Below are 22,223 nucleotides of genomic sequence, written 5' to 3'. Positions count from 1 at the left end.
TCACGCAGATTCAGCTGATTTTAGCAGATAAGAAATCTGCTCTATCTGCAAAATCTGCGTGAAAAAAAATATAAAACGTCTAGTTTGTCAGGAATGACAAAAATGATGATGTCGATAGTGAGATTGTTTCGTTCCGATAGCTATCGGAACTCGCAATGCTTGGACGAATAAAAATAAAAATAAAATGGCAGAAGCAGAAGCAAGAAGAAATTTAGTTTTATCGGGATTAGAACCGTTAATTATTACGCCGGAGAGTGTTTTTGTAAACATAGGTGAGCGTACCAATGTAACAGGTTCCAGAAAATTTCTTCGATTAATTAAAGAAGAAAAATACGATGAAGCCTTAGATATCGCCAGACAGCAGGTAGAAGGTGGAGCACAAATCATCGATATCAATATGGATGAGGGAATGCTTGATGGTGAATATGCAATGGTGAAATTCTTAAACCTGATTGCTGCCGAACCGGATATTGCCCGTGTGCCTATTATGATTGACAGTTCGAAATGGCACATTATTGAAGCCGGATTGAAAGTAGTACAGGGAAAATGTGTGGTAAACTCGATTTCGTTGAAAGAAGGAGAAGAGCAATTTATTCATCACGCCCAATTAATCAAACGTTATGGGGCGGCGGTAATTGTGATGGCTTTTGACGAAGTAGGTCAGGCTGATAATTACGATCGAAGAGTCGAAATTTGCCAACGTTCGTATGATATTTTGGTAAACAAAGTAAACTTCCCGCCACAGGATATTATTTTCGATTTGAATATATTTCCAGTTGCGACAGGAATGGAAGAACACCGTTTGAATGCTTTGGATTTCTTCAGAGGAACTAAATGGGTTCGTGAAAATTTACCACATGCACACATCAGTGGTGGTGTGAGTAATGTATCTTTTTCTTTTAGAGGAAATGATGTGGTGCGTGAAGCCATGCACTCGGTTTTCTTGTATCATGCTATCAAAGCCGGAATGACAATGGGAATTGTAAATCCGGAGATGTTGACCATTTATGATGATATTCCAAAAGATTTGTTGGAGCACGTTGAAGATGTGATTTTGGACAGACGCGATGATGCTACGGAACGTTTATTGGATTTTGCTGAAAGTGTAAAAGGAACTGGTTCTAAAAACACAGAAGCCGAAGTACAGGAATGGCGTTCAGGAACGGTGCAGGAACGAATTACACATTCATTAGTAAAAGGAATTGATGCTTTTATTGAAGAAGATGTGGAAGAAGCCCGTTTAGCAGCAACAAAACCTATCGAAGTAATCGAAATCAACTTAATGGCGGGGATGAATGTTGTTGGGGATTTGTTTGGTTCCGGGAAAATGTTCTTGCCACAGGTAGTAAAATCGGCACGTGTAATGAAAAAAGCGGTGGCTTATTTATTGCCTTTTATTGAAGCTTCAAAACAAGCCGGAGACAAAGAAGGAAACGGAAAAATATTGATGGCAACCGTAAAAGGGGATGTGCACGATATTGGTAAAAATATTGTTTCGGTGGTGTTAGCTTGTAATAATTACGAGATTATTGATCTGGGTGTAATGGTTCCTCCGGAAAAAATTATTGCTGCAGCTTTGGAACACGAAGTAGATATCATCGGATTGAGTGGTTTGATTACGCCTTCGCTGGACGAAATGGTGTTTTTGGCCAAAGAACTGGATAAACGCAATATGAAAGTTCCGGTGATGATCGGTGGAGCAACTACTTCGCGTGCACATACAGCCGTGAAAATTGCACCGCAATACAAAGCAACTGTAGTTCACGTAAATGATGCTTCGAGAGCGGTAACGGTAGCAGGAAATTTATTAGATGATAATAAAGAAACTTATACAGCTGGAATTCGAGAAGAATATGATGCTTTTAGAGAGTCGTTTTTAAATCGTTCGAGAGATAAAAATTTCCTGTCTATTGAAGATGCCCGTAAAAATAAATTACAATTGGATTGGGCGAATTATTCGCCAAAGAAACCAAATTTCATTGGGACAAAAAGTGTAGAAGTTGATTTGGATGTGTTGGTTCCTTATATCGATTGGACACCGTTTTTTCAAACATGGGAATTATACGGAAAATATCCTGCTATCCTGACGGATGAAGTAGTAGGAGAGCAGGCAACGTCTGTGTTTAAAGATGCTCAGGCAATGCTGGATGTGATTTTGAAAGAAAAGAAATTGCAGGCCAAAGGAATCTACGGCATTTTTCCGGCTAATCAGGTAAATGATGATGATATTCAATTGTACGACGAAAAAGGAAAAGAGATAGAAAAATTCCTGACTTTGCGTCAACAGTCACAAAAAACCAAAGGAGCACCAAATATTGCTTTGGCTGATTTTATTGCGCCAAAAGACAATGGAGTGACTGATTATATAGGGGCTTTTTGTGTAACGACCGGTTTTGGTGTTGACGAATGGGCTGATGAATATCGCAATAATTTAGATGATTATAATTCTATTATGGTTAAAGCATTAGGTGATCGTTTCGCCGAAGCCTTTGCTGAATATTTACATGAAAAAGTACGTAAAGAATTTTGGGGTTATGATGCTGAAGAGTCTTTGTCTAATGAAGAATTAATAAAAGAAAGCTATAAAGGAATTCGTCCTGCACCGGGATATCCGGCTTGTCCGGACCATTTAGAAAAGCCAACGATTTGGAAATTGTTAAAAGTAGAGGAGGAAATTGGTGTAACTTTGACCGAAAGTATGGCAATGTGGCCTGCTTCATCAGTTTCGGGGTATTATTTTGGAAATCCAGAAAGCAGGTATTTCGGACTGGGGAAAATAAAAGAAGATCAGGTGGTTGATTATGCCAAACGTAGAAGTATTTCAACTGACAAAGCCGTAAAATGGTTAAGTCCTAATATTGCAGATTAATCCCCACCCAACCTCCCCTAAAGGGGAGGAGTGAATAAAAAATTGTTTAATTAAAATATACCCAATCTCCCCTCCTTTAGGAGGGGCGGGGGAGGAAATATGAAAGTAACACAACATTTAGAAGCAGCAAAAGGTAAACCTTTGTTTTCCTTTGAAATTGTACCGCCTCAAAAAGGAAGTAATATTAAAGATTTATATGCTAATATAGATCCTTTAATGGAGTTTAAGCCTCCTTTTATTGATGTAACGACTTCGAGAGAAGAATATGTGTACATTGAAAAAGACGGACTTTTTGATCGTCGTATCACTCGTATGCGTCCAGGGACAGTTGGGATTTGTGCTTCTATCCAACATAAATATGGTGTCGATGCCATTCCGCACGTTTTGTGTGGCGGATTTACAAGAGAAGAGACGGAATATTTATTGGTAGATTGTCATTATTTAGGAATAGAAAATTTAGTGGCATTACGAGGCGACCCAATGAAAGGGGAGAAGTATTTTGAGCCTACAGTGGGAGGAAATGCTTATGCGGTTGATTTGGTTAAGCAAATCAAAGCCATGAATAATGGGAAGTTTTTACATGGCGAATTGCCATTGGAAAATGCTCCTGATTTTTGTATTGGTGTAGCAGGTTATCCCGAAAAACATATTGAAGCGCCAAGTTTAGAGGCTGATTTGAAACGATTGAAGGAGAAGGTAGATGCCGGTGCCGATTATATTGTAACCCAAATGTTTTTTGATAATCAGCGCTATTTTAGATTTGTAGAAGCAGCGAGATCCATTGGAATTGATGTGCCAATTATTCCTGGGATTAAACCGGTTTCAGTAAAACGTCATTTGCAATTGTTGCCACAGGTATTTTGGTTGGATATGCCACAAGAATTAATCTCAGCAATTGAACAAGCGAAAGATAATGTGGCTGTTCGTCAGATTGGAATTGATTTTGCAGTGCAACAATCCAAAGAATTAATTGAGTTTGGTGCTCCATGTGTGCATTATTATTCAATGGGTAAATCAGATAATATCCATAAAATAGCCAGTCAGGTATTTTAGAAATTTTTAAATCTATTGTAAGTAACCCGAATGATTTTGTCATTCGGGTTTTTTTGTAACTAAGATTAAAAAGGAAGCCCTCTGATTTTACCTCAAAATTCCCTTGGTTAACCTCAAAAATAATAGGATTTCTTAGTTAAGTTTTAACTTTACTAAGTTAAAATTGTGGTTTTGGTTAAGAGGTTTTGGGTTTTGGTATTTTGTATTTGTCTTTCGTTTACCACAGCGAAGGCGCAATTATGTACCGGGAGTTTAGGAGACCCTGTTGTGAAATTAGATTTTGGAACAGGGACTGCTTCTCATGGGGCAGCCTTAGGTTCGGGCATAACCAGTTATACCTATTCCAGTGCCGATTTTCCAAGTGATGGTTCTTATACAATTGAAAGTAGAACAAATACATCTGGAACCTGGTGGACTACTACAGATCATACTGGTGGCGGTTATATGATGGTAGTGAATGCTAGTTTTTCTACAACAGATTATTTTTATAAAAATACGGTTACGGGTCTGTGTCCGGGAACTACTTATGAGTTTGCGGCTTGGATTATGAATCTTTTAGTAAGTCGAGATAATAGTCCGCCAAACATTACTTTTACAATTGAGGATACGAGCGGAACAATTTTAGGAACTTATAATACGGGAGATATTGGGTTGTCATCAACTGCTGTATGGAAACAATACGGATTTTATTTTACCACGCCATCAGGAGTTTCAACGGTTGTCATCCGAATGCGGAATAATAAGGTGGGGGCAGCGCCCGGAAATGATATTGCTTTGGATGATATTACTTTTAGAGCTTGTGGGCCTACGGTTACTTCGGTTATTCAAAATGAATCAACTACTAATTTAGAAGTTTGTGAGGGCGAATCAAAACCGATTACCTTATCAGGCTCAGTTTCGTCTTCGGCTTATACAACTATAGGCTATCAGTGGCAAACGAGTACTGATGGAGGAACGAGCTGGACAGATATTTCAGGAGCTAATTCGGCTAATTATACTTTCACTTCCGGCGCAGCTGGTACTTTTAAATACCGATTAGCTACGGCTGATAGTTCTAATATTTCGTCTTCAAACTGCCGTATTTTTTCGAATGAAATAACGATTGTTGTCAAATCGGGTTCGGTGGCGCCAACTTTTATAACCGTTCAGCCTACTTGCGACCTGCCTTCGGGAACGATTAATATTACTACAGCAGCTAATACAACCTATAGTATTGATGGAGTGAATTACCAGATATCGGGTGTTTTTTCAGGTTTGGCAGGCGGAGATTATAATGTTACGGCTAAATTAAATTCGGGCTGTGCCTCGAGCCCGGTTGTGGCGCATATTAATAGTGTTGCTGCTTCGAGTGCAGTACCAACTTATTCGGTAATTCAGCCGGTAATTTGTACTAATCCTTATGGGACAATTACCGTGACTAGTTCAAATGCTGAATACAGTTTTGATAACGGACAAACATGGCAAGGTAGTAATGTAAAAACAGGATTGATTCCGGGTGATTATTTGGTGAAAACCAGAAACAGTTCTTTGTGTGAAACGGCTGCTGCTACAGTAAATATTGCTGTGCCGCCGGGTTATCCGCCTACGCCAACAGTTACAGTGATTCAACCTGATTGTATTGTTCGAACAGGAACTATTACAGTTACGGATATTGCTGCAGCTTATAGTTTTGATGGAGGGACTAACTGGGGAACTGCAAATTCTAAAAATAATTTAGTTGCCGGTACTTATCAGGTTTTGATAAAAAATAATTTGGGCTGTAGCTCTCTTGTGGCTGCAGAAGTAGTGATAAATCCATATGTTAATAGTGAGCCACTTCCTGTTGCTGTTTCTCCTCAAACTTTTTGTGCACAGGATAATAAAACTTTAAATGATATTGCTATTTCAGGAACTAATTTAAAATGGTATGATGCATCTTCGTCTGGAACTTTGTTGCCTGGAACAACTGTTTTAGCTAATGGTGTTTCTTATTATGCATCGCAAACTCTTACTACTTGCGAAAGCGAAAGAATTCCTGTGACAATAAATATTCAAACTACAGCTGCGCCAACAGGAAATATAACTCAGGATTTTTGTTCGACCCAAAATGCAACCATTGGTTTTTTAGAAGCTATAGGAACAGCAATTGTTTGGTATGATGCAGCTGCAAATGGAACTGTTTTAGAAAGTACAACTCCATTGATTGACGGGAAAACGTATTATGCTTCACAAACATTGAATGGTTGTGCAAGTGTGAACAGGCTTGCTGTTACTGTGGAAATAAGTACGCCAACGTTGGTTGTAAATGATGTAGCGGATTCGTTTTGTGATGATTTGAATGATGGGGTTGAAATAGTCGATTTGTTGACTTATAATAGCTTGATTACCTCTGATTCATCGACGCAAATTCGTTTTTATACTTCTATTGCTGCTGCTCAAAATCAAAATGGTTCTAACGAAATAGTTTCTACAAATACCTATAATTTGCATACTGGTGTAACAACGCTTTATGCCCGAGTGGATTCGAATGATAAATGTTATCAGGTAGTAAAAGTGGTGCTGACTTTGTTTTCGAATCCTGTAATTCCTATCGCTGATGAGGTGTCGCTTTGTGAAAACTCAAATGTGAGTATTGATGCAGGAGCAGGTTTTGACAGTTATTTATGGTCAACAGGCGAAACAACGCAAACAGTCAATGTTTCCGCTGTGGGGAATTATTCGGTAACGGTGACAAAGAATAATGGTGCAGTGATTTGTTCAACTACTCATAATTTTTCTGTCATACTTTCCAATAAGGCAACAATTAGTTCTGTTGAAATTGTAGACTGGACCGATAATCAAAATACGATAACTGTGCATTTGGATTCGTCCAGTTTAGGAGATTATGAATATTCTTTGGATGGAATTTATTATCAGGATGAAAATGTTTTTACCGGTTTGTTAAGTGGAACATATGTGGTTAATGTTAGAGATAAGAAAGGTTGTGGTGAAACCAAAGAAATAGTCTATATACTTAATTTTCCTAAGTTTTTTACTCCCAATGGTGATGGTTATAATGATACTTGGGCAGTGAAACTTTCAGAGACAGAGTTTAATTTGAGAACGAGAATATTTGATAGATACGGAAAGTTTTTAAAAGAGTTTGGAAACACTTCTTCATGGGACGGCACTTTTAATGGTTACCAATTGCCTTCAGATGATTATTGGTTTGAGGTGTTTAGAGAAAATAATAAAATTTACAGAGGGCATTTTGCTTTGAAAAGGTAATTTAAGTTTTGGTTTCTAAAAGAAAGAGCTCATTTCATTGGTTTGAAAGAGCTCTTTTTGATTTTAAAAAATAGATGTTATTTAGTGATTTCTCTAAAAATAGCTTCCAGATTTTTGTTTTTCTGATTCAGTTGAAGTGTTCTTAATCCGTTTTCATTAGCAAAATCAAAAACCACCGAACGCATGTCTTTGTCGGTTTTAAAAACCAGTTCCCAGGTCATGTCGTGGGTGTTTTTATAGGAGATTAAATTCTCGATTTTAGCAATAGCCTGTTCCTCGATTTTATAATCGAATTCGACTTCAATAATTTGTTCTTTTTCTTCAGAAATAAGATGGTCTAGTTTTTTATCAGCAACTATTTTTCCGTTGTTGATAATGATTACACGGTCGCAAATAGCTTCTACTTCTTGCATAATATGTGTAGAAAGAAAAACCGTTTTGTCTTTTCCGGCATTTTTAATCAGGTTGCGAATTTCTAAAAGTTGGTTTGGGTCAAGACCTGTTGTAGGTTCGTCCAGAATCAATACTTCCGGATTGTGTAATAAAGCATTGGCTAGACCTACACGTTGACGGTATCCTTTTGATAGTTCTCCAATCTTTTTATGACTTTCGGTAGTTAAACCTGTTAATTGAATCACTTCTTCAATACGGGATTTGTTAACTTTATAGACATCGGCGTTAAAAGCCAGATATTCTCTCACGTATAAATCTAAATATAGTGGATTATGTTCCGGTAAATAACCAATGGAACTTTGAACCGCTTTTGGGTTCAAATTTACATCCTGTTCGTTAACCAGTGCGTTTCCTTCGTCGGAGGAAAGATAAGTTGTCAATATTTTCATTAAAGTTGATTTTCCGGCTCCATTTGGGCCAAGGAAACCAACAATTTCTCCTTTTTTTATTGAAAATGAAATGTTGTCAAGGGCTTTTTGAGCACCATAACTTTTAGATATGTTTTTTACTTCTATTGACATCCTTTTTTTATTTGGTTACAAAAGTAAATAGAAATTTGTTTGAATTGTTAATAGGGAATTTTAAAATGTATACTTTGGATTACTATATTTGATTGATTTTAAAATGAAAATTAATTGTATCTATGAAAAGAGTTAGCCTTTTATTGGGGGTTTTATTGGTGAGTTTTGCCCATGCTCAAAAAATAGCTTCAATTGAAAAAGAAGATATTGTTAGAATTGAAACAAAATTAGCTTCGGATGATTTTGAAGGAAGAGCAACTTTTTCAGCAGGTATAGAAAAAGCTTCTGCATTTATCGAAAATGAGTTTAAAGAAATAGGGCTTGCTTTTTATGGAGATTTACAAAGTTACCGACAGGAATTTAAGTTTAAAGGTAAAGATGCAAATAATGTGGTTGGGGTTTTAAAAGGAAAAACAAAGCCTGATGAATATGTGATTTTTTCAGCGCATTATGATCATTTAGGTTTGAATAAAGATAGTGAAGACAAAGTGTTCAATGGAGCTAATGATGATGCTTCGGGTGTGACAGCAGTAATAACTTTGGCTAAATATTTTAAAAAAAAGGGGTTTAATGACAGGACTATTGTTTTTGTAGCTTTTACGGCAGAAGAAATAGGAGGTTATGGCTCTAAAGAGTTTTCTAAAAGCATAGATGCTGCTAAAGTGGTAGCTATGTTTAATATCGAAATGATTGGTACTGAAAGTAAGTGGGGTAAAAATTCGGCATACATAACTGGTTTTGAGAAATCAAATTTCGGAGGTATTTTACAGCAGAATTTAAAGGATTCTCGTTTTAACTTCTATCCTGATCCTTATCCTGATCAAAATTTATTCTATCGTTCAGATAATGCCCGATTAGCTGCAATGGGTGTTCCTGCACATACCATCTCTACTTCAAAAATGGATGTTGAGCCTAATTATCATAAGGCTTCTGATGAGGTTTCAACTTTGAATTTGGATAATATGACAGAGATTATAAAGGCGATAGCCATTAGCTCTAATACTATTGTTAATGGAAAAGATACTCCTACAAGAGTAACAAAATAATTTTTTTTAAAAAAAAATTTGTGCAATTGGAAATCTGTTGTATATTTGCCAGCGTTAAAAATAATAATTCGTAGAGAATAATATTTAATTAAGATGTCAAATAACCGTTTCTATTTTAGCTTTTCTTTTTATTTCTTTAGCGAGAGATAAGGATTGTGCTATGGTAATTTGAATAACGAATAAAACAAATAAAACTAATATACAATCCTGATGAAAATCAGGATTTTTTTTTGAATAAATGGAAGCAAAAATTGCAATACAAGGTATAATAGGTTCTTTTCATCATCAGGTGGCTCAGGAGTATTATGGTCAGCAAGTGGTTGTTGATGAATGTATGTCTTTTGAAGAATTAGTAGATAGTCTTTTGTCAGGGAAGTCAACTCAGGCGGTGATGGCGATTGAAAATTCTATTGCTGGTCCTATTATTCCTAATTATGCTTTGATTGATAAGAATAAATTGCATATCATAGGGGAGCATTATTTAAGTATTCATCAAAATTTAATGGCTTTAAAAGGTCAGAAGATTGAAGATATTACCGAAGTGTATTCGCATCCAATGGCTTTGTTGCAGTGTATGGATTTTTTAAAAAAATACCCGCATATTAAATTAGTTGAAGATAAAGATACGGCTGAAACAGCAAGAAGAATTCAGGAGAAACAATTAACAGGTATTGCTGCAATTGCAAGTAAAACAGCGGCAGAAATGTATGATTTAGAAATTTTAGCTCCCGAAATTCAAACGATAAAAAATAATATGACCCGTTTTGTGATTATTCAAAAGGAGGATTCATTTGTTTCGGAAGAAGAGATAAACAGAGCTTCTTTGAAATTTGAATTGGATCATAAACGAGGAAGTTTGGCGGCAGTTTTGAATGTAATGAGCGATTGTAAAATGAATTTGACTAAGATTCAATCCTTGCCAAAAATAGAAACCCCTTGGAAATATTCTTTTTTTGTGGATGTTACTTTCGAAAAATATGAAGATTACGCTAAAGCAAAATCTTTGTTAGAAATTATGGCAGAATATTTCAAAGTTTTAGGCGAGTATACCAATACAAAACCTAGTTTGATTTAAATAAAACAGTAAAAGCAGATTGTCAATTTGAACCAGGTTCAAAAGCCAAAGAATAAAAATGATTACAACAGCAAACAGATTAAATACAGTTGAAGAATACTACTTCTCATCAAAATTGAGAGAGGTAAGACAATTAGCATCAGAAGGAAAACCTATCATCAATATGGGAATCGGAAGTCCTGATTTGGCTCCGGCACAGGCTGTGATTGACGCGGTAACTTTGGCTATGCAGGATGTTAATGCACATGGTTATCAAAGTTATCAGGGAATTCCTGAGTTACGAAAAAGTATGGCTGATTTTTATCAGAACAATTTTCAAGTGGATTTAAATCCGAATACTGAAATTTTGCCTTTGATGGGTTCGAAAGAAGGAATCATGCATATTTCAATGGCATTTTTGAATGAAGGAGATCAGGTCTTAATTCCTAATCCGGGTTATCCAACTTATACTTCGGTAACGAATTTAGTAGGTGCAGAGGCTGTTTATTATGATTTGGCAGAAGCTAATAATTGGGAACCTGATTTTAAAGCTTTAGAAAAATTAGATTTATCGAAAGTAAAATTAATGTGGATCGGTTATCCACACATGCCTACAGGAGCAAGAGGAAGTTTGGAATTGTTTGCAAAGTTAGTCGCTTTTGCTAAAAAACATAATATACTATTGGTGAATGACAATCCGTATAGTTTTGTTTTGAATGACAATCCGATGAGTTTGTTACAGGTGGAAGGAGCTAAAGAAGTAGCTTTAGAGTTAAACTCTTTGAGCAAGACTTTTAATATGGCAGGCTGGAGAGTAGGAATGGTTTCCGGAAGTGCTGACTTGATTGATGCTGTTTTAAGAGTGAAAAGTAATATGGATAGCGGAATGTTTTACGGAATTCAAAAAGGCGCTATCGAAGCATTAAAAAGTGATAAATCATGGTTTGATTCCATGAATGAAATATATAAAAAACGTCGCGTTTTAACCGAGCAATTGGCAGAAAAACTTGGATGTAAAGTTTATAAAGAAGGAGTAGGTTTATTTGTTTGGGCAAAATTGCCGGAAGGAATTGAATCAGCTGAAAAGTTCATCGATCAGATATTGCACGAGAAATATATTTTTATTGCGCCAGGAACTATTTTTGGTTCTAATGGAGAAGGGTATATTCGATTTGCATTATGCGTAAAAGAAGAAAAAGTACAGGAAGCAATAAGCCGATTTTAGGTTTTAGATCTCAGATTTTAGTTTAATCAAAGTTTGGAATTTGGAATTTTAAAAGTTTGGAATTTAAAGAAATAAAATGAAAGTATTTGTAATAGGTATTGGTTTAATAGGTGGTTCGATGGTTTTAGACATCAAAGCGCTGTATCCGAATGCTACTATTTACGGAATTGATAATAACGAAAAACATATCCAACAGGCATTAGAGTTAGGTGTTATTGATGTTGCTGCTACAATGGGAGATTTGTCTGAGGCAGATTTTGTAATTGTTTCGGTTCCTGTGAATGTTTTACTTGGATTATTGCCTCAAGTTTTGGATTTAGTTGGTGATAATGCTATTGTTTTTGAAGTAGGTTCTACTAAAAATCCTATTTGTGAAGCAATCGCAAATCATCCTAAAAGAAGAAATTTCATTGCCACTCATCCTATTGCGGGAACGGAATTTTCAGGTCCTTCGGCAGCGTTAAGAGATTTGTTTAGAGGAAAAACAAATATCATATGCGAAGTAGAGAAAACAGCTTTCAAATTGCAGGAAAAAGCATTAGAGGTTTTCAGTAAAATGGGGATGCGTATTCGTTATATGGATCCGAAATCGCACGATAAACACATTGCTTACGTTTCGCATTTATCGCACATCAGTTCCTTTATGTTAGGAAAAACGGTGATTAATAAAGAGAAAGACGAGCAGGATATTTTTGATATGGCGGGTTCCGGTTTTGAAAGTACGGTGCGTTTAGCTAAAAGTTCACCAGCCATGTGGACGCCAATTTTTGAGCAGAATAAAGCGCAGGTTTTAGAATCATTAGAAGAATACATTTCTAATTTGACCCAGTTTAGAGATTTGCTTGTTCAGGATGATTACAATGCAATCTATGAAGAAATGGCGAGTGTCAATAAGATTAGAGAAATATTAAACGGTATGGGCGTTAAAAAATAGGAGTAAAAAGAATAAATATATACAACACAATACAAAATAAATTTTAAAAGATGGAAAACAACAAAGAAATGAGAAATTGGTTGGATGCTTTCAAATTGAATCATCCATTTGTGATAGCAGGACCTTGTAGTGCTGAAACTGAAGAGCAAGTATTGAAAATTGCTCACGAATTGAAAAATTCAGATGTAAGCGTTTTTAGAGCAGGAATTTGGAAACCAAGAACTCGTCCGGGAGGATTTGAAGGAATTGGAGAAATAGGATTAAAATGGTTGAAAAAAGCTAAAGAAGAAACAGGATTGTTGATGGGAACTGAGGTTGCTACAGCTGCTCACTGTAAATTGGCTTTAGAATATGATATCGATGTATTATGGGTTGGAGCTCGTACAACAGCAAATCCATTTGCAGTTCAGGAAATTGCTGATACATTAGCTGGAACTGATAAAATTGTATTGGTTAAAAACCCTGTAAACCCTGATATGGCTTTATGGTTAGGTGGTGTGGAGCGTTTACACATGGCTGGAATCAAGAATTTAGGAGTTATTCACAGAGGTTTCTCTACTTATGAGAAAACAAAATACAGAAACATTCCTGAGTGGCAAATTGCTATCGAATTGCAAAACAAATTCCCTGATTTGCCATTAATCATTGATCCATCTCACATTACAGGAAACCGTAACATGATTCAGGAAGTAACTCAGGAAGCTTTAGATTTGAATTATGATGGTATGATCATTGAAACGCATATTGATCCGGATAACGCTTGGTCTGATGCTGCTCAACAAGTTACTCCAGATACATTGAAACAAATCTTGAAAGACTTAAAAATTAGAAAAGTAAGCGGAGATAGTGATTTTGAAGCTAAAATGACAAAATTAAGAGCTAATATCGACGTTTTGGATACTAACTTATTAGATCTTTTAGGAAAAAGAATGAAAGTAGCTGATGAAATTGGTCAGGTGAAAAAAGACAACAATGTGGCTGTATTGCAAAACAACCGTTGGAATGAAATCCAAGAGAAAATGGTTGCTGAAGGAGCTAAAAAAGGATTGTCAGAAGAATTTATCACTAAATTATTCAAATCAATTCACCAAGAAAGTATTGAGCACCAAGAAAAAATTATCAACGGATAATTGTATCGTGATTTGAGAACTCGATAAATTCAATTTATAAAATCCCAAGACTTTATGTTTTGGGATTTTTTGTTTGTTTTAGAGTCTTCTTAAAATTAAAAACACTTTATCTTTGTAAAGAATTTCGATTTAAATCTGTGATCTAAATTCTGCAATCTAAATTCTAATAATGACAGGAATCGTTTATAAATCAACAGGGAGCTGGTACACCGTAAAATCCGAGGAAGGGAATTTTGTGGAGTGTAGAATAAAAGGAAAGTTTAGGATGAAAGGTATTAAAAGTACCAATCCTATTGCTGTAGGCGACTGTGTTGAGTATGAACTGGAAGAGAATAATGATCAGGTAACCGGTGTGATTAATACCATTCAGGACAGGAAAAATTATATTGTTCGAAAATCGGTTAATCTTTCTAAACAAACACATATTATTGCTTCTAATATTGACATTGTTTTTTTATTGGTAACTATCAATAATCCGCCTACAACGACCAGTTTTATCGATCGTTTTTTAGTGACTGCAGAGGCTTATGGTATTGAAGCGGTATTAGTTTTTAATAAAATCGATACTTTTGATGAAGCCGCTCTGGACGAACAGTTGTATTTGCAATATATTTATGAAAGTATTGGTTACCAATGCCTGCGCGTTTCCGCTCAAAAACACAAAGGTTTGGATAAACTGACTGCTTTGATGAAAGATAAGGTGAGTATGTTTTCGGGACATTCAGGAGTCGGGAAATCAACTTTGGTAAATGCTATCGAGCCGGGTTTGAATTTGAAAACAAAACAAATTTCGGATTCGCATTCACAAGGGCAACATACTACGACTTTTGCCGAAATGTTTGATCTTTCTTTTGGAGCCCAAATTATCGATACACCCGGAATTAGAGGTTTTGGTGTAGTAGATATGGAAAAAGAAGAAATTAGTGATTATTTTCCGGAATTTTTTAAACTAAAAGACAAATGCAAGTTTAATAATTGTCTGCATAAAGAAGAACCAAAATGTGCTGTCAAAGAAGCCTTAGAGAAAGAAGAAATTGCCTGGTCACGTTATAATAGTTATCTGAAAATCTTAGAAGGTGATGACGAACATTATCGAACTGATATTTATGATGAAGACCGAAAAAACAGCGATAAATCCAGAGGTTAATGCGAGTTGTAATTCAAAGGGTTTCCGAAGCTTCAGTGACGATAGATTCCCAAATAGTAGCTTCCATTCAAAAAGGTTTATTGGTTCTTGTAGGTATTGAAGATGCCGATTCACAAGAAGATATCGATTGGTTGACGGCTAAAATTGCTAAAATTCGCATTTTTGGAGACGAAAATGATGTGATGAATTTATCGGTTCAGGATATTGATGGAGATATAATTGTGGTGAGTCAGTTTACACTTCACGCCGCTACTAAAAAAGGAAACCGTCCTTCTTATTTAAAGGCGTCTAAGCCTGAAATAGCCATTCCGCTTTATGAGAATTTTGTTCGAAAATTAGAACAGGAACTCGGTAAAAAAGTGCAAACCGGTCAGTTTGGTGCTGATATGAAAGTAGCGTTGGTTAATGATGGCCCTGTTACGATACTAATTGATAGTAAAAATAAAGAGTGAAAAACTTGATTTATAAACACGACAGCTCAAATAGGAGCTGTTTTTTTTGTTATATTTGGTTGTTTCATAAAGGATAGATTTTTACAATTCAATACTGTTTATGCTCCGAAATAGTTTTGTGTTTGTTATAGCTTCGTTGTTATTACAATGACTAAAAAACAGATCAAATTATTAATTAAAATTTCGGAATTTTGGCAAAAATAAATCACAATAATTATTTGGATGTTGTTGATAATGTGTGGACCTCTGCAAAGGAAAAAGGAATCATGCACATTAATTCAGAAGAGCAGTATTTTACTGGAAAGAAATTTGTTATCAAAGACAGGGATTTAATTAATTTTGGAACCTGTGGTTATTTGGGGTTAGAAACACATCCTGATTTGATAGCCGGTTCAATTGAATTGACAAGGAAATTTGGAACTCAGTTGTCAATGTCCAGGGCCTATATTCGTCCTGCTTATATTCAGGAATTAGAAGAGCTAATGTCTCAGCTATTTGATGGTAATAAAGTGATTTGTTATACTTCAACTTCTAATGCACATATTTCGGTTATTGCTACAATTATCAAGTATGATGATTTAATAATTCTTGACCAGCAAGTACATTTTAGTGTGCAGTATCCATGTAAGAATACTAAATTACAAGGAACGGAAGTGAAAATGGTGAGGCATTCTAATTATGAAATGCTGGAAGAAATGATTCAGGAAAATTACAATAAATACAATCGTATTTGGTATATGGCCGATGGTGTTTATTCGATGCATGGTGATTTACCTGATACCATTGTTTTAAAAAAATTACTGGATAAGTATCCAAAACTACATTTGTATTTTGATGATGCACATGGAATGGGTTGGGATGGAAAAAATGGTACGGGTTACATTTATGACAGATTAGGTGTAAGCAATCGAATTGTAATAATTTCGACACTTGCTAAAGGTTTTGGCTGCGTAGGAGGAACGGCTATTTTTGCTGACCCAGAGATGTACAGAAGAACTGATATTTTTGGAGGGCCATTAAGTTATTCGCATCCTTTGTCACCAGCCAATGTTGGAGCAGCTATTGCTTCGGCAAAAATTCATTTGTCTGATGCTATTTGTACGTATCAATCAGAATTAAAAGAATTGATGGATTATATGAATCTACGGTTGAAAGAAAAAAATCTGACGAATATTTCTTCTCCGGATTCTCCTATTTATTTTATTGGAAGTGGCTTGAATAAGGTAACCCGTAATTTTGTGCATCGTATTTTACAAGAAGGAATTTATGTAAACACAGCTACATTTCCGGTTGTTCCTAATGATAAATCCGGTTTGCGATTTACTTTAACGCGTCATAATACAAAAGCAGATATCGATTTGTTAACCGATGTATTAGCATATCATTTGCCTAAAGCTATAGAAGAGGAGGGAGATAGTGTAGAAAGAGTTTATAAAGAATTTGGTTTTCATTTTCAACAAGATAATAATGATTTTAAACTGGAATCAAAAAATAATTCGAACTTAATTGTTGAAGAATATGCTACAATACACGCTATAAATGCTGCTGATTGGGACTTTATGTTTAAGGATAGAGGAAATATCAGCCATTCGGGAATGCAGTGTATGGAAGAAATTTTTTCCAATAATGAAAAACCGGAAGAGAACTGGAGTTTTCATTACATTATTGTTAGAGATAGTAAGGGGAAAATAGTTTTAGCTACTTTTTTTACTGGGGCAATTTATAAAGACGATATGATTGCTCAGGAAAATATTTCAAAACAAATAGAAGAAGTACGCAAGACTGATCCTTATTATTTGTGTTCAAAAACATTAGCGATGGGGTCTTTGTTTTGTGAAGGAGATTTTGTTTATTTGGATGTTGAACATACTGAGTGGAGAAATGCAACGAATCGTTTGTTTGAATTTGTTTCCAAAGTGAAAAAGGAAATTGATGCCACAGTTGTAATCTTCAGGGATTTTGAAGTAGAACATCCTTTAAACTCATTATTGAAAGATGAAGGCTATGTACAGATGAAAATGCCTAACAGTAATATTGTTAGTCATCCAAAATGGAATTCCAAAGAGGAATTATTGGCGCTTTTAGATTCAAAAAATAATGTTAGAAATATTAATCGCTACGTCTTTAGATATGAACATCTATTTAATGTTAGGATAAAAAAAACATTAACAAATTTAGAGGCTGAAAAACATTATCAGTTATTTCTAAATGTTAAGAAAGTTAATTTTTCTTTTAATTTTTTTTCTTTTCCAGTTAAGATTGCAAAAATTATATCTAAATATTCTGATTGGGAGTTTATGGAGTTTCGTCTTAAAGATTCAGAAGAATTAATAGCTTGTGTATGGTCTTTTTTAGGGAAAGATCATATTTGTCATCTTATTTTAGGGTTGAATTATGATTATAATGAATCACATCATTTATATAAACAAATTATGTATCGTATGGTGAAGAGAGGAAATGATTTAGAAAAATCTAAAATCTACCTAGGTTTGACAGCTGATTATGAAAAACAAAAATATGGTGCAAAATCAGTAGCTCTTTTGGGTTATATTAAGGTCGATGATATGTATAATTTAGATTTGTTATCTTCGCTGAGCGGTTAAATTTTAAAATAAAGGTTGTTCCTAAAACTTTAATTTGTTTGCATGTTTTGTTTATTCCAGTATTATTAAAGTTTTAGATGTTTAAAATACTGTTGTTCTAATTTTAATAAAAAAAATAAAATGGTAATTAAAGACGGTGAAAATGATTTTATTAAGTTTTGGATAGAAGATGATATTCTCTATTCTGAATTTAAAAAACCTACTATTGGAACTAAAGAAAACTTGAAAGCTTTAATAGATTTAAGACATCAAATATCAGCAGGTGAAAAACAATATTGGTGTTATGATTTCGCTGGTATACAATCTTATGACAAAGATGCGCGTGATTATGCAGATAAAAATGGGCAAGAATACCTGCATGCTTGTGCTGTTATTTTAAATTCTCATATTACTAAATTCATCCTCAATACTTTTATGAGATTAAAGAATCCTGTTGTTCCTTTAAAAGGTTTTACAAAAAAAAGCGAAGCTGTTAAATGGCTAAATGAATTGAAAAGAAAGAATGATCAAATATGATATTTCAATTGTAAAATTAATATTAAAGGGCCTTGATTATGCTGGTAAGTACGGACATAATTAATTGAATGTTGGTGCTATAATAGTAGTTTCTCAAATAGCATTTTTTTTTTATATATAACGTATGTTGAATTGGAAACACCTATTATGCCGATTCAAATTTGTACCAAAAAAATAAAGCCTAAGTGTGGTTACTAAATTCAAGGAAAAAAATAAATCAATTTTTAAAAGATTATTCTTATATTTATGTTTTTATAAGTAATAAATGTTTTACTTTTTTAAAACAAACGAAGTATCTCCGATTAATGAACTTAGAGTAGTATATGTCTAAACTAAAAGAAATATTAGCCTTAGTGCGCTCCATAAATGAAGATGAGTTTCAGGAGCAATTGACTCATGGAGATACTTTGGATGATGTTTATGAGGAATTACTGTTTTTAGCTAATAAATTTGAATCTAAAAAGAAACGAACAGCCGAAATAATCGAGCAAATTTCTAATTGTTTTGCAGGTGATTTTTTTAATTATTTGCCTATTTCTGAAGCACATGATGAATTAGACGTTTTTTGTATGGGGTTTAATACTTATATTGAAGAACTAAAATCAGCAATGGTTTCTAAAAAATTAGCCGAAACAATAAATGAAAAATTAGTTGAAGAAAAAGAACGTTCTGAGCAATTAGCTTTAGTAAGACATCAGTTCCTGTCTAATATGAGCCATGAAATTAGAACACCGCTCAATGGGATTATGGGTTTTACGGATTTGTTACTTAAAAGCGCTTCTTTAGATCCTGAGAAGAGTAAGCAATTAGAATATATCAAGATCTCTGCTGATGTCCTGCTGGTAATCATTAATGATATTTTAGATTTAGTTAAAATTGAATCGGGCCAACTTACTCTGACTAATAAACCTTTTAATCTAAATCTACTTACTCAGTTGTTATATGATACTTTTTTGGTAAAAACTAAAGAGAAGGCTATTGATTTTAAGGTTGCCATTGATAAAAAAGTTCCAAGGATTTTAAATGGAGATTCTATCAGGGTTTCTCAGATATTCTTTAATTTAATTAGTAATTCAGTTAATTCTACTCCGGTAAATGGGAAAATTAGATTTAAAATTAAATTCCAGGAAGAGGAAGACGATAATTTTATCCTTAAAATTATTTTAAAGGATACGGGTTTAGGAATTTCAACAGAAATGTTCAAAGAAGCTTCTAATCCATTTACTAAACAATACGAAGGAGCTGGGTTAGGTTTGACAATTATCAAAAAGATAATTAACATCATGAATGGTGAAATTGTGGTCAAAAGCAAAATTAATGTTGGAACTAAATTTATAATAACACTCCCTTTTTCAAAAAACGATCATCATCTTTCGGCTTCAAAATCATATATTGATAGAGAATACTCGGTTCCAAAAATTGATGTGAACGCAAAAATTAAGGTTTTACTAGCTGAAGATAATCGGGTAAACCAACTTTTATCTCATAAAATTTTGAGTGATTATAATTTTGACTGTGTGGCTGTAGCCAATGGTAAATTAGCTGTTGAAGCTGTTAATCAGGAAGATTTTGATATTGTTATCATGGATTTGATGATGCCGGTGATGAATGGTTATGAAGCGACATCGGCAATAAGAAATATGAAAGATCTTTTGAAGAAAAACATTCCTATCATAGCTTTGTCGGCAGTCGTGAACGATACAGTAAATGATACTTGTAAGGCAGTAGGAATTAATAAATATATTTCAAAGCCATTTAGTTCAGAGGAATTATATACAGCAATTTTAAGTTTGATAATAAGGGAATGATAATTATTATCAGCCTACATAATTCACTATAAGGATATATTGTTGATAGTTAGGTATATCGTTAATATTTTTTTATACTATTTCTTGTTAAAAAAAACACAACAATTTATTTGTATTTTGTGCGATTTATTTTATTTTTGAGAATAATCGTTGATTGAATGAAAAGTTTTAAAGAGGTGTAAAATGATTTAAGATTCATTTGCCCTATTTCTTCTTTTTTAATCGAATTGTTTATTTGCTCAAAAAAAATATATGAAAAACAATTTTTTTCAAATTCTATTAGTTTTGTTTCTTACTAATTTTCTTCATGCTCAAAAGAACGATTTTTCTATCGTTGCTATTCCTGAGGATTTAAAAGAGAATGCTAATGGAGTTATTCGTCTTGAAAAGACAGATATAGAGATTATATCACAACGAAGTATGACCGTCAAGACTTATCGGGCTATTACTGTTTTGAATCAAAAAGGTTTGAGTGCAGTTAATGGTTACGAAAACTATGATAAAAAAACTACGGTTAAATCTATTGAAGCCGTAGTCTATGATATTTTTGGTAATGAAATAAAGAGGATAAAACGAAAAGATTTTAAAGATCAAAGTGCAGCAGGAGAAGGTACCTTATTTTCTGATAATCGAGTGTTATTTTTAGATTATACTCCCGTTAATTATCCTTTTACTTTAGTTTATCAAAGTGAAGTTGCTACTTCGAATACGGCTTTTATTCCTAAATGGTATCCAGTTTCAGAATTCAATGTTAGTGTTGAAAAAAGCATTTTTAATATTAGCTATCCAAATAATTTAGGGTTTAAGAAAAAGGAAATCAATTTTTCAAATTACACTATTCAAAAGACTACTGATACTGCTACTCAGTTGTCGTATTCAGCATCAAATATTCAAGCAATTAAGTCCGAGCCTTATGTGTTGAGGTCAGTTGTTTTTCCGAAATTATTTATGGCATTAGAAATGTTTCATTTAGAGGGTAAAGATGGTGTAGCAAAATCTTGGAAAGATTACGGAAAATGGTATTACGATGAAATTTTATCCGGTACTTCAGAGTTGCCAGAGACCACTGTGACTAAAATTAAAGAACTAGTTGGTAAAGAAGAGAATCTAGTTGAGAAAGCAAAAATTATATATGATTTTGTTCAAAAGAAATCAAGATATGTAAGTATTCAAGTTGGAATTGGTGGATGGAAACCTATGTTGGCAAGTGATGTCGATCGGTTGGGATATGGTGATTGTAAGGCTTTGACAAACTATACCAGAGCACTTTTGGATGTGGTTAATGTGCCCTCTTACAACACAATTCTTTATGGAGATTCTTATAAAAGAGATATTGAGTCGGATTTTGTTTCAACCCAAGGAAATCATATGATATTAGCGATTCCTAATGGTAAAGATTATATATGGTTAGAATGTACTAGTCAAGTTAATCCTTTTGGATATCAGGCTAATTTTACTGACGATAGAGATGTCCTTGTTATTAAGCCAGAAGGAGGTGAAATTGTAAGGACTAAGAATTATGAAGATAATGGGAATTGTCAAAATAGTATTGGGAGTTATGTGTTAAATGAAGAAGGAGATTTGACAGGTAATATTAAAATGATTTCATCAGGGACTCAGTATGGACATAAAACTAATGTAGAAAAGTTACAAACTGTAGAAAAAGATGAGCATTACAAAGAATATTGGAGCCATATCAATAGTTTGAAAATTGAAAAGAGTTCCTTCTCTAATGATAAAGAAAAAATTCAATTTACAGAGAATGTACAAATAAGCGCTAAGAATTACGGAAGTGTTTTAAATGGCAAAATGATGTTTGTTGTAAATGTCTATAATTTGAATTCAAATTCAGTCAAGAGAGTGCGAAATCGGAAAAGTCCATTTGAAATCCAAAGAGGTTATCTAGATACAGATGAAGTAAATGTGGCTTTGCCTAAAGGTTATAAGATTGAGTTTTTGCCTGATAATTTCGAGCTGAAAGGGAAGTTTGGCGAATGTAAAACAGAGATACTTAAAAAAGAAGATGGCTCCTTGGTATATAAACGTAGTTTACTTATAAATAAAGGAGTTTATTCCAATGCAGAATATGAAGATTATCGTCTTTTTATGGAACAAATTTCAAGAAATGACAATGCTAAAATTATACTAACCAAGATTTAAATCAAT

15 protein-coding genes are annotated in these 22,223 nt (G+C 34.1%); 14 read left to right on the top strand and 1 reads right to left on the bottom strand.

Annotated elements, in window-relative coordinates; translation table 11 throughout:
* Positions 1-184 precede the first annotated feature (184 nt).
* The 3 genes from metH (at position 185) to AAEO59_RS07050 (ending at position 7,168) form a co-directional block, all read left to right on the top strand.
* A complete protein-coding gene (gene metH / locus AAEO59_RS07060) occupies positions 185-2,869 on the top strand; it encodes a methionine synthase (RefSeq protein ID WP_341700032.1) in 2,685 nt (894 codons plus the stop codon).
* Between the two features lie 99 nt (positions 2,870-2,968).
* The gene (gene metF, locus AAEO59_RS07055; protein ID WP_341700031.1) at positions 2,969-3,922 is read left to right on the top strand and encodes a methylenetetrahydrofolate reductase [NAD(P)H]; all 954 of its coding nucleotides are present in this window, start codon (positions 2,969-2,971) and stop codon (positions 3,920-3,922) included.
* 171 nt (positions 3,923-4,093) lie between these two features.
* Positions 4,094-7,168 carry a T9SS type B sorting domain-containing protein gene (locus AAEO59_RS07050; protein ID WP_341700030.1) on the top strand — a complete coding sequence of 1,025 codons (3,075 nt, stop codon included), beginning with the start codon at positions 4,094-4,096 and terminating at the stop codon, positions 7,166-7,168.
* Positions 7,169-7,245: 77 nt separating this feature from the next.
* On the opposite strand, the gene gldA is transcribed toward AAEO59_RS07050, so the two are convergent.
* Complete coding sequence (gldA, locus tag AAEO59_RS07045; RefSeq protein ID WP_341700029.1) at positions 7,246-8,142, bottom strand: gliding motility-associated ABC transporter ATP-binding subunit GldA; 897 nt, start codon at positions 8,140-8,142, stop codon at positions 7,246-7,248.
* Between the two features lie 122 nt (positions 8,143-8,264).
* On the opposite strand from gldA, the gene AAEO59_RS07040 reads away from it, so the two are divergent.
* The 11 genes from AAEO59_RS07040 to AAEO59_RS06990 all read left to right on the top strand — a co-directional run bounded on the left by AAEO59_RS07040 (position 8,265) and on the right by AAEO59_RS06990 (position 22,217).
* Entirely contained in the window at positions 8,265-9,188 is a 924-nt protein-coding gene (locus tag AAEO59_RS07040) for a M20/M25/M40 family metallo-hydrolase (protein WP_341700028.1), read from the top strand.
* A 238-nt stretch (positions 9,189-9,426) separates the two neighbouring features.
* Positions 9,427-10,263 (top strand): prephenate dehydratase, encoded by an 837-nt coding sequence (locus AAEO59_RS07035; RefSeq protein ID WP_341700027.1) that lies wholly within the window; start codon positions 9,427-9,429, stop codon positions 10,261-10,263.
* A gap of 58 nt (positions 10,264-10,321) precedes the next feature.
* A complete protein-coding gene (locus tag AAEO59_RS07030; RefSeq protein ID WP_341700026.1) occupies positions 10,322-11,467 on the top strand; it encodes a pyridoxal phosphate-dependent aminotransferase in 1,146 nt (381 codons plus the stop codon).
* 76 nt (positions 11,468-11,543) lie between these two features.
* Positions 11,544-12,401 (top strand): prephenate dehydrogenase, encoded by an 858-nt coding sequence (locus tag AAEO59_RS07025; RefSeq protein WP_341700025.1) that lies wholly within the window; start codon positions 11,544-11,546, stop codon positions 12,399-12,401.
* A 50-nt stretch (positions 12,402-12,451) separates the two neighbouring features.
* Positions 12,452-13,531 (top strand): bifunctional 3-deoxy-7-phosphoheptulonate synthase/chorismate mutase type II, encoded by a 1,080-nt coding sequence (locus tag AAEO59_RS07020; RefSeq protein ID WP_341700024.1) that lies wholly within the window; start codon positions 12,452-12,454, stop codon positions 13,529-13,531.
* Between the two features lie 169 nt (positions 13,532-13,700).
* Entirely contained in the window at positions 13,701-14,678 is a 978-nt protein-coding gene (gene rsgA, locus AAEO59_RS07015) for a ribosome small subunit-dependent GTPase A (protein WP_341700023.1), read from the top strand.
* Entirely contained in the window at positions 14,678-15,130 is a 453-nt protein-coding gene (gene dtd, locus AAEO59_RS07010; RefSeq protein WP_341700022.1) for a D-aminoacyl-tRNA deacylase, read from the top strand. The genes rsgA and dtd overlap by 1 nt, the downstream gene beginning before the upstream one ends.
* Before the next feature lie 191 nt (positions 15,131-15,321).
* Positions 15,322-17,733: an aminotransferase class I/II-fold pyridoxal phosphate-dependent enzyme gene (locus AAEO59_RS07005; RefSeq protein ID WP_341700021.1), complete on the top strand. Its 2,412-nt coding sequence runs from the start codon at positions 15,322-15,324 to the stop codon at positions 17,731-17,733.
* Between the two features lie 120 nt (positions 17,734-17,853).
* Entirely contained in the window at positions 17,854-18,249 is a 396-nt protein-coding gene (locus tag AAEO59_RS07000; RefSeq protein ID WP_341700020.1) for a DUF7793 family protein, read from the top strand.
* Positions 18,250-18,572: 323 nt separating this feature from the next.
* A complete protein-coding gene (locus tag AAEO59_RS06995; RefSeq protein ID WP_341700019.1) occupies positions 18,573-20,057 on the top strand; it encodes a response regulator in 1,485 nt (494 codons plus the stop codon).
* A gap of 252 nt (positions 20,058-20,309) precedes the next feature.
* Positions 20,310-22,217, top strand: coding sequence for a DUF3857 domain-containing protein (locus tag AAEO59_RS06990; RefSeq protein ID WP_341700018.1), 1,908 nt, complete (start codon positions 20,310-20,312; stop codon positions 22,215-22,217).
* Positions 22,218-22,223: the final 6 nt, after the last annotated feature.

Source organism: Flavobacterium flavipallidum (genome assembly GCF_038289905.1).
Taxonomy (GTDB): domain Bacteria; phylum Bacteroidota; class Bacteroidia; order Flavobacteriales; family Flavobacteriaceae; genus Flavobacterium; species Flavobacterium flavipallidum.
Note: the sequence above shows the minus strand (reverse complement) of the source record. Positions and strands in the feature narration are given on the sequence as shown.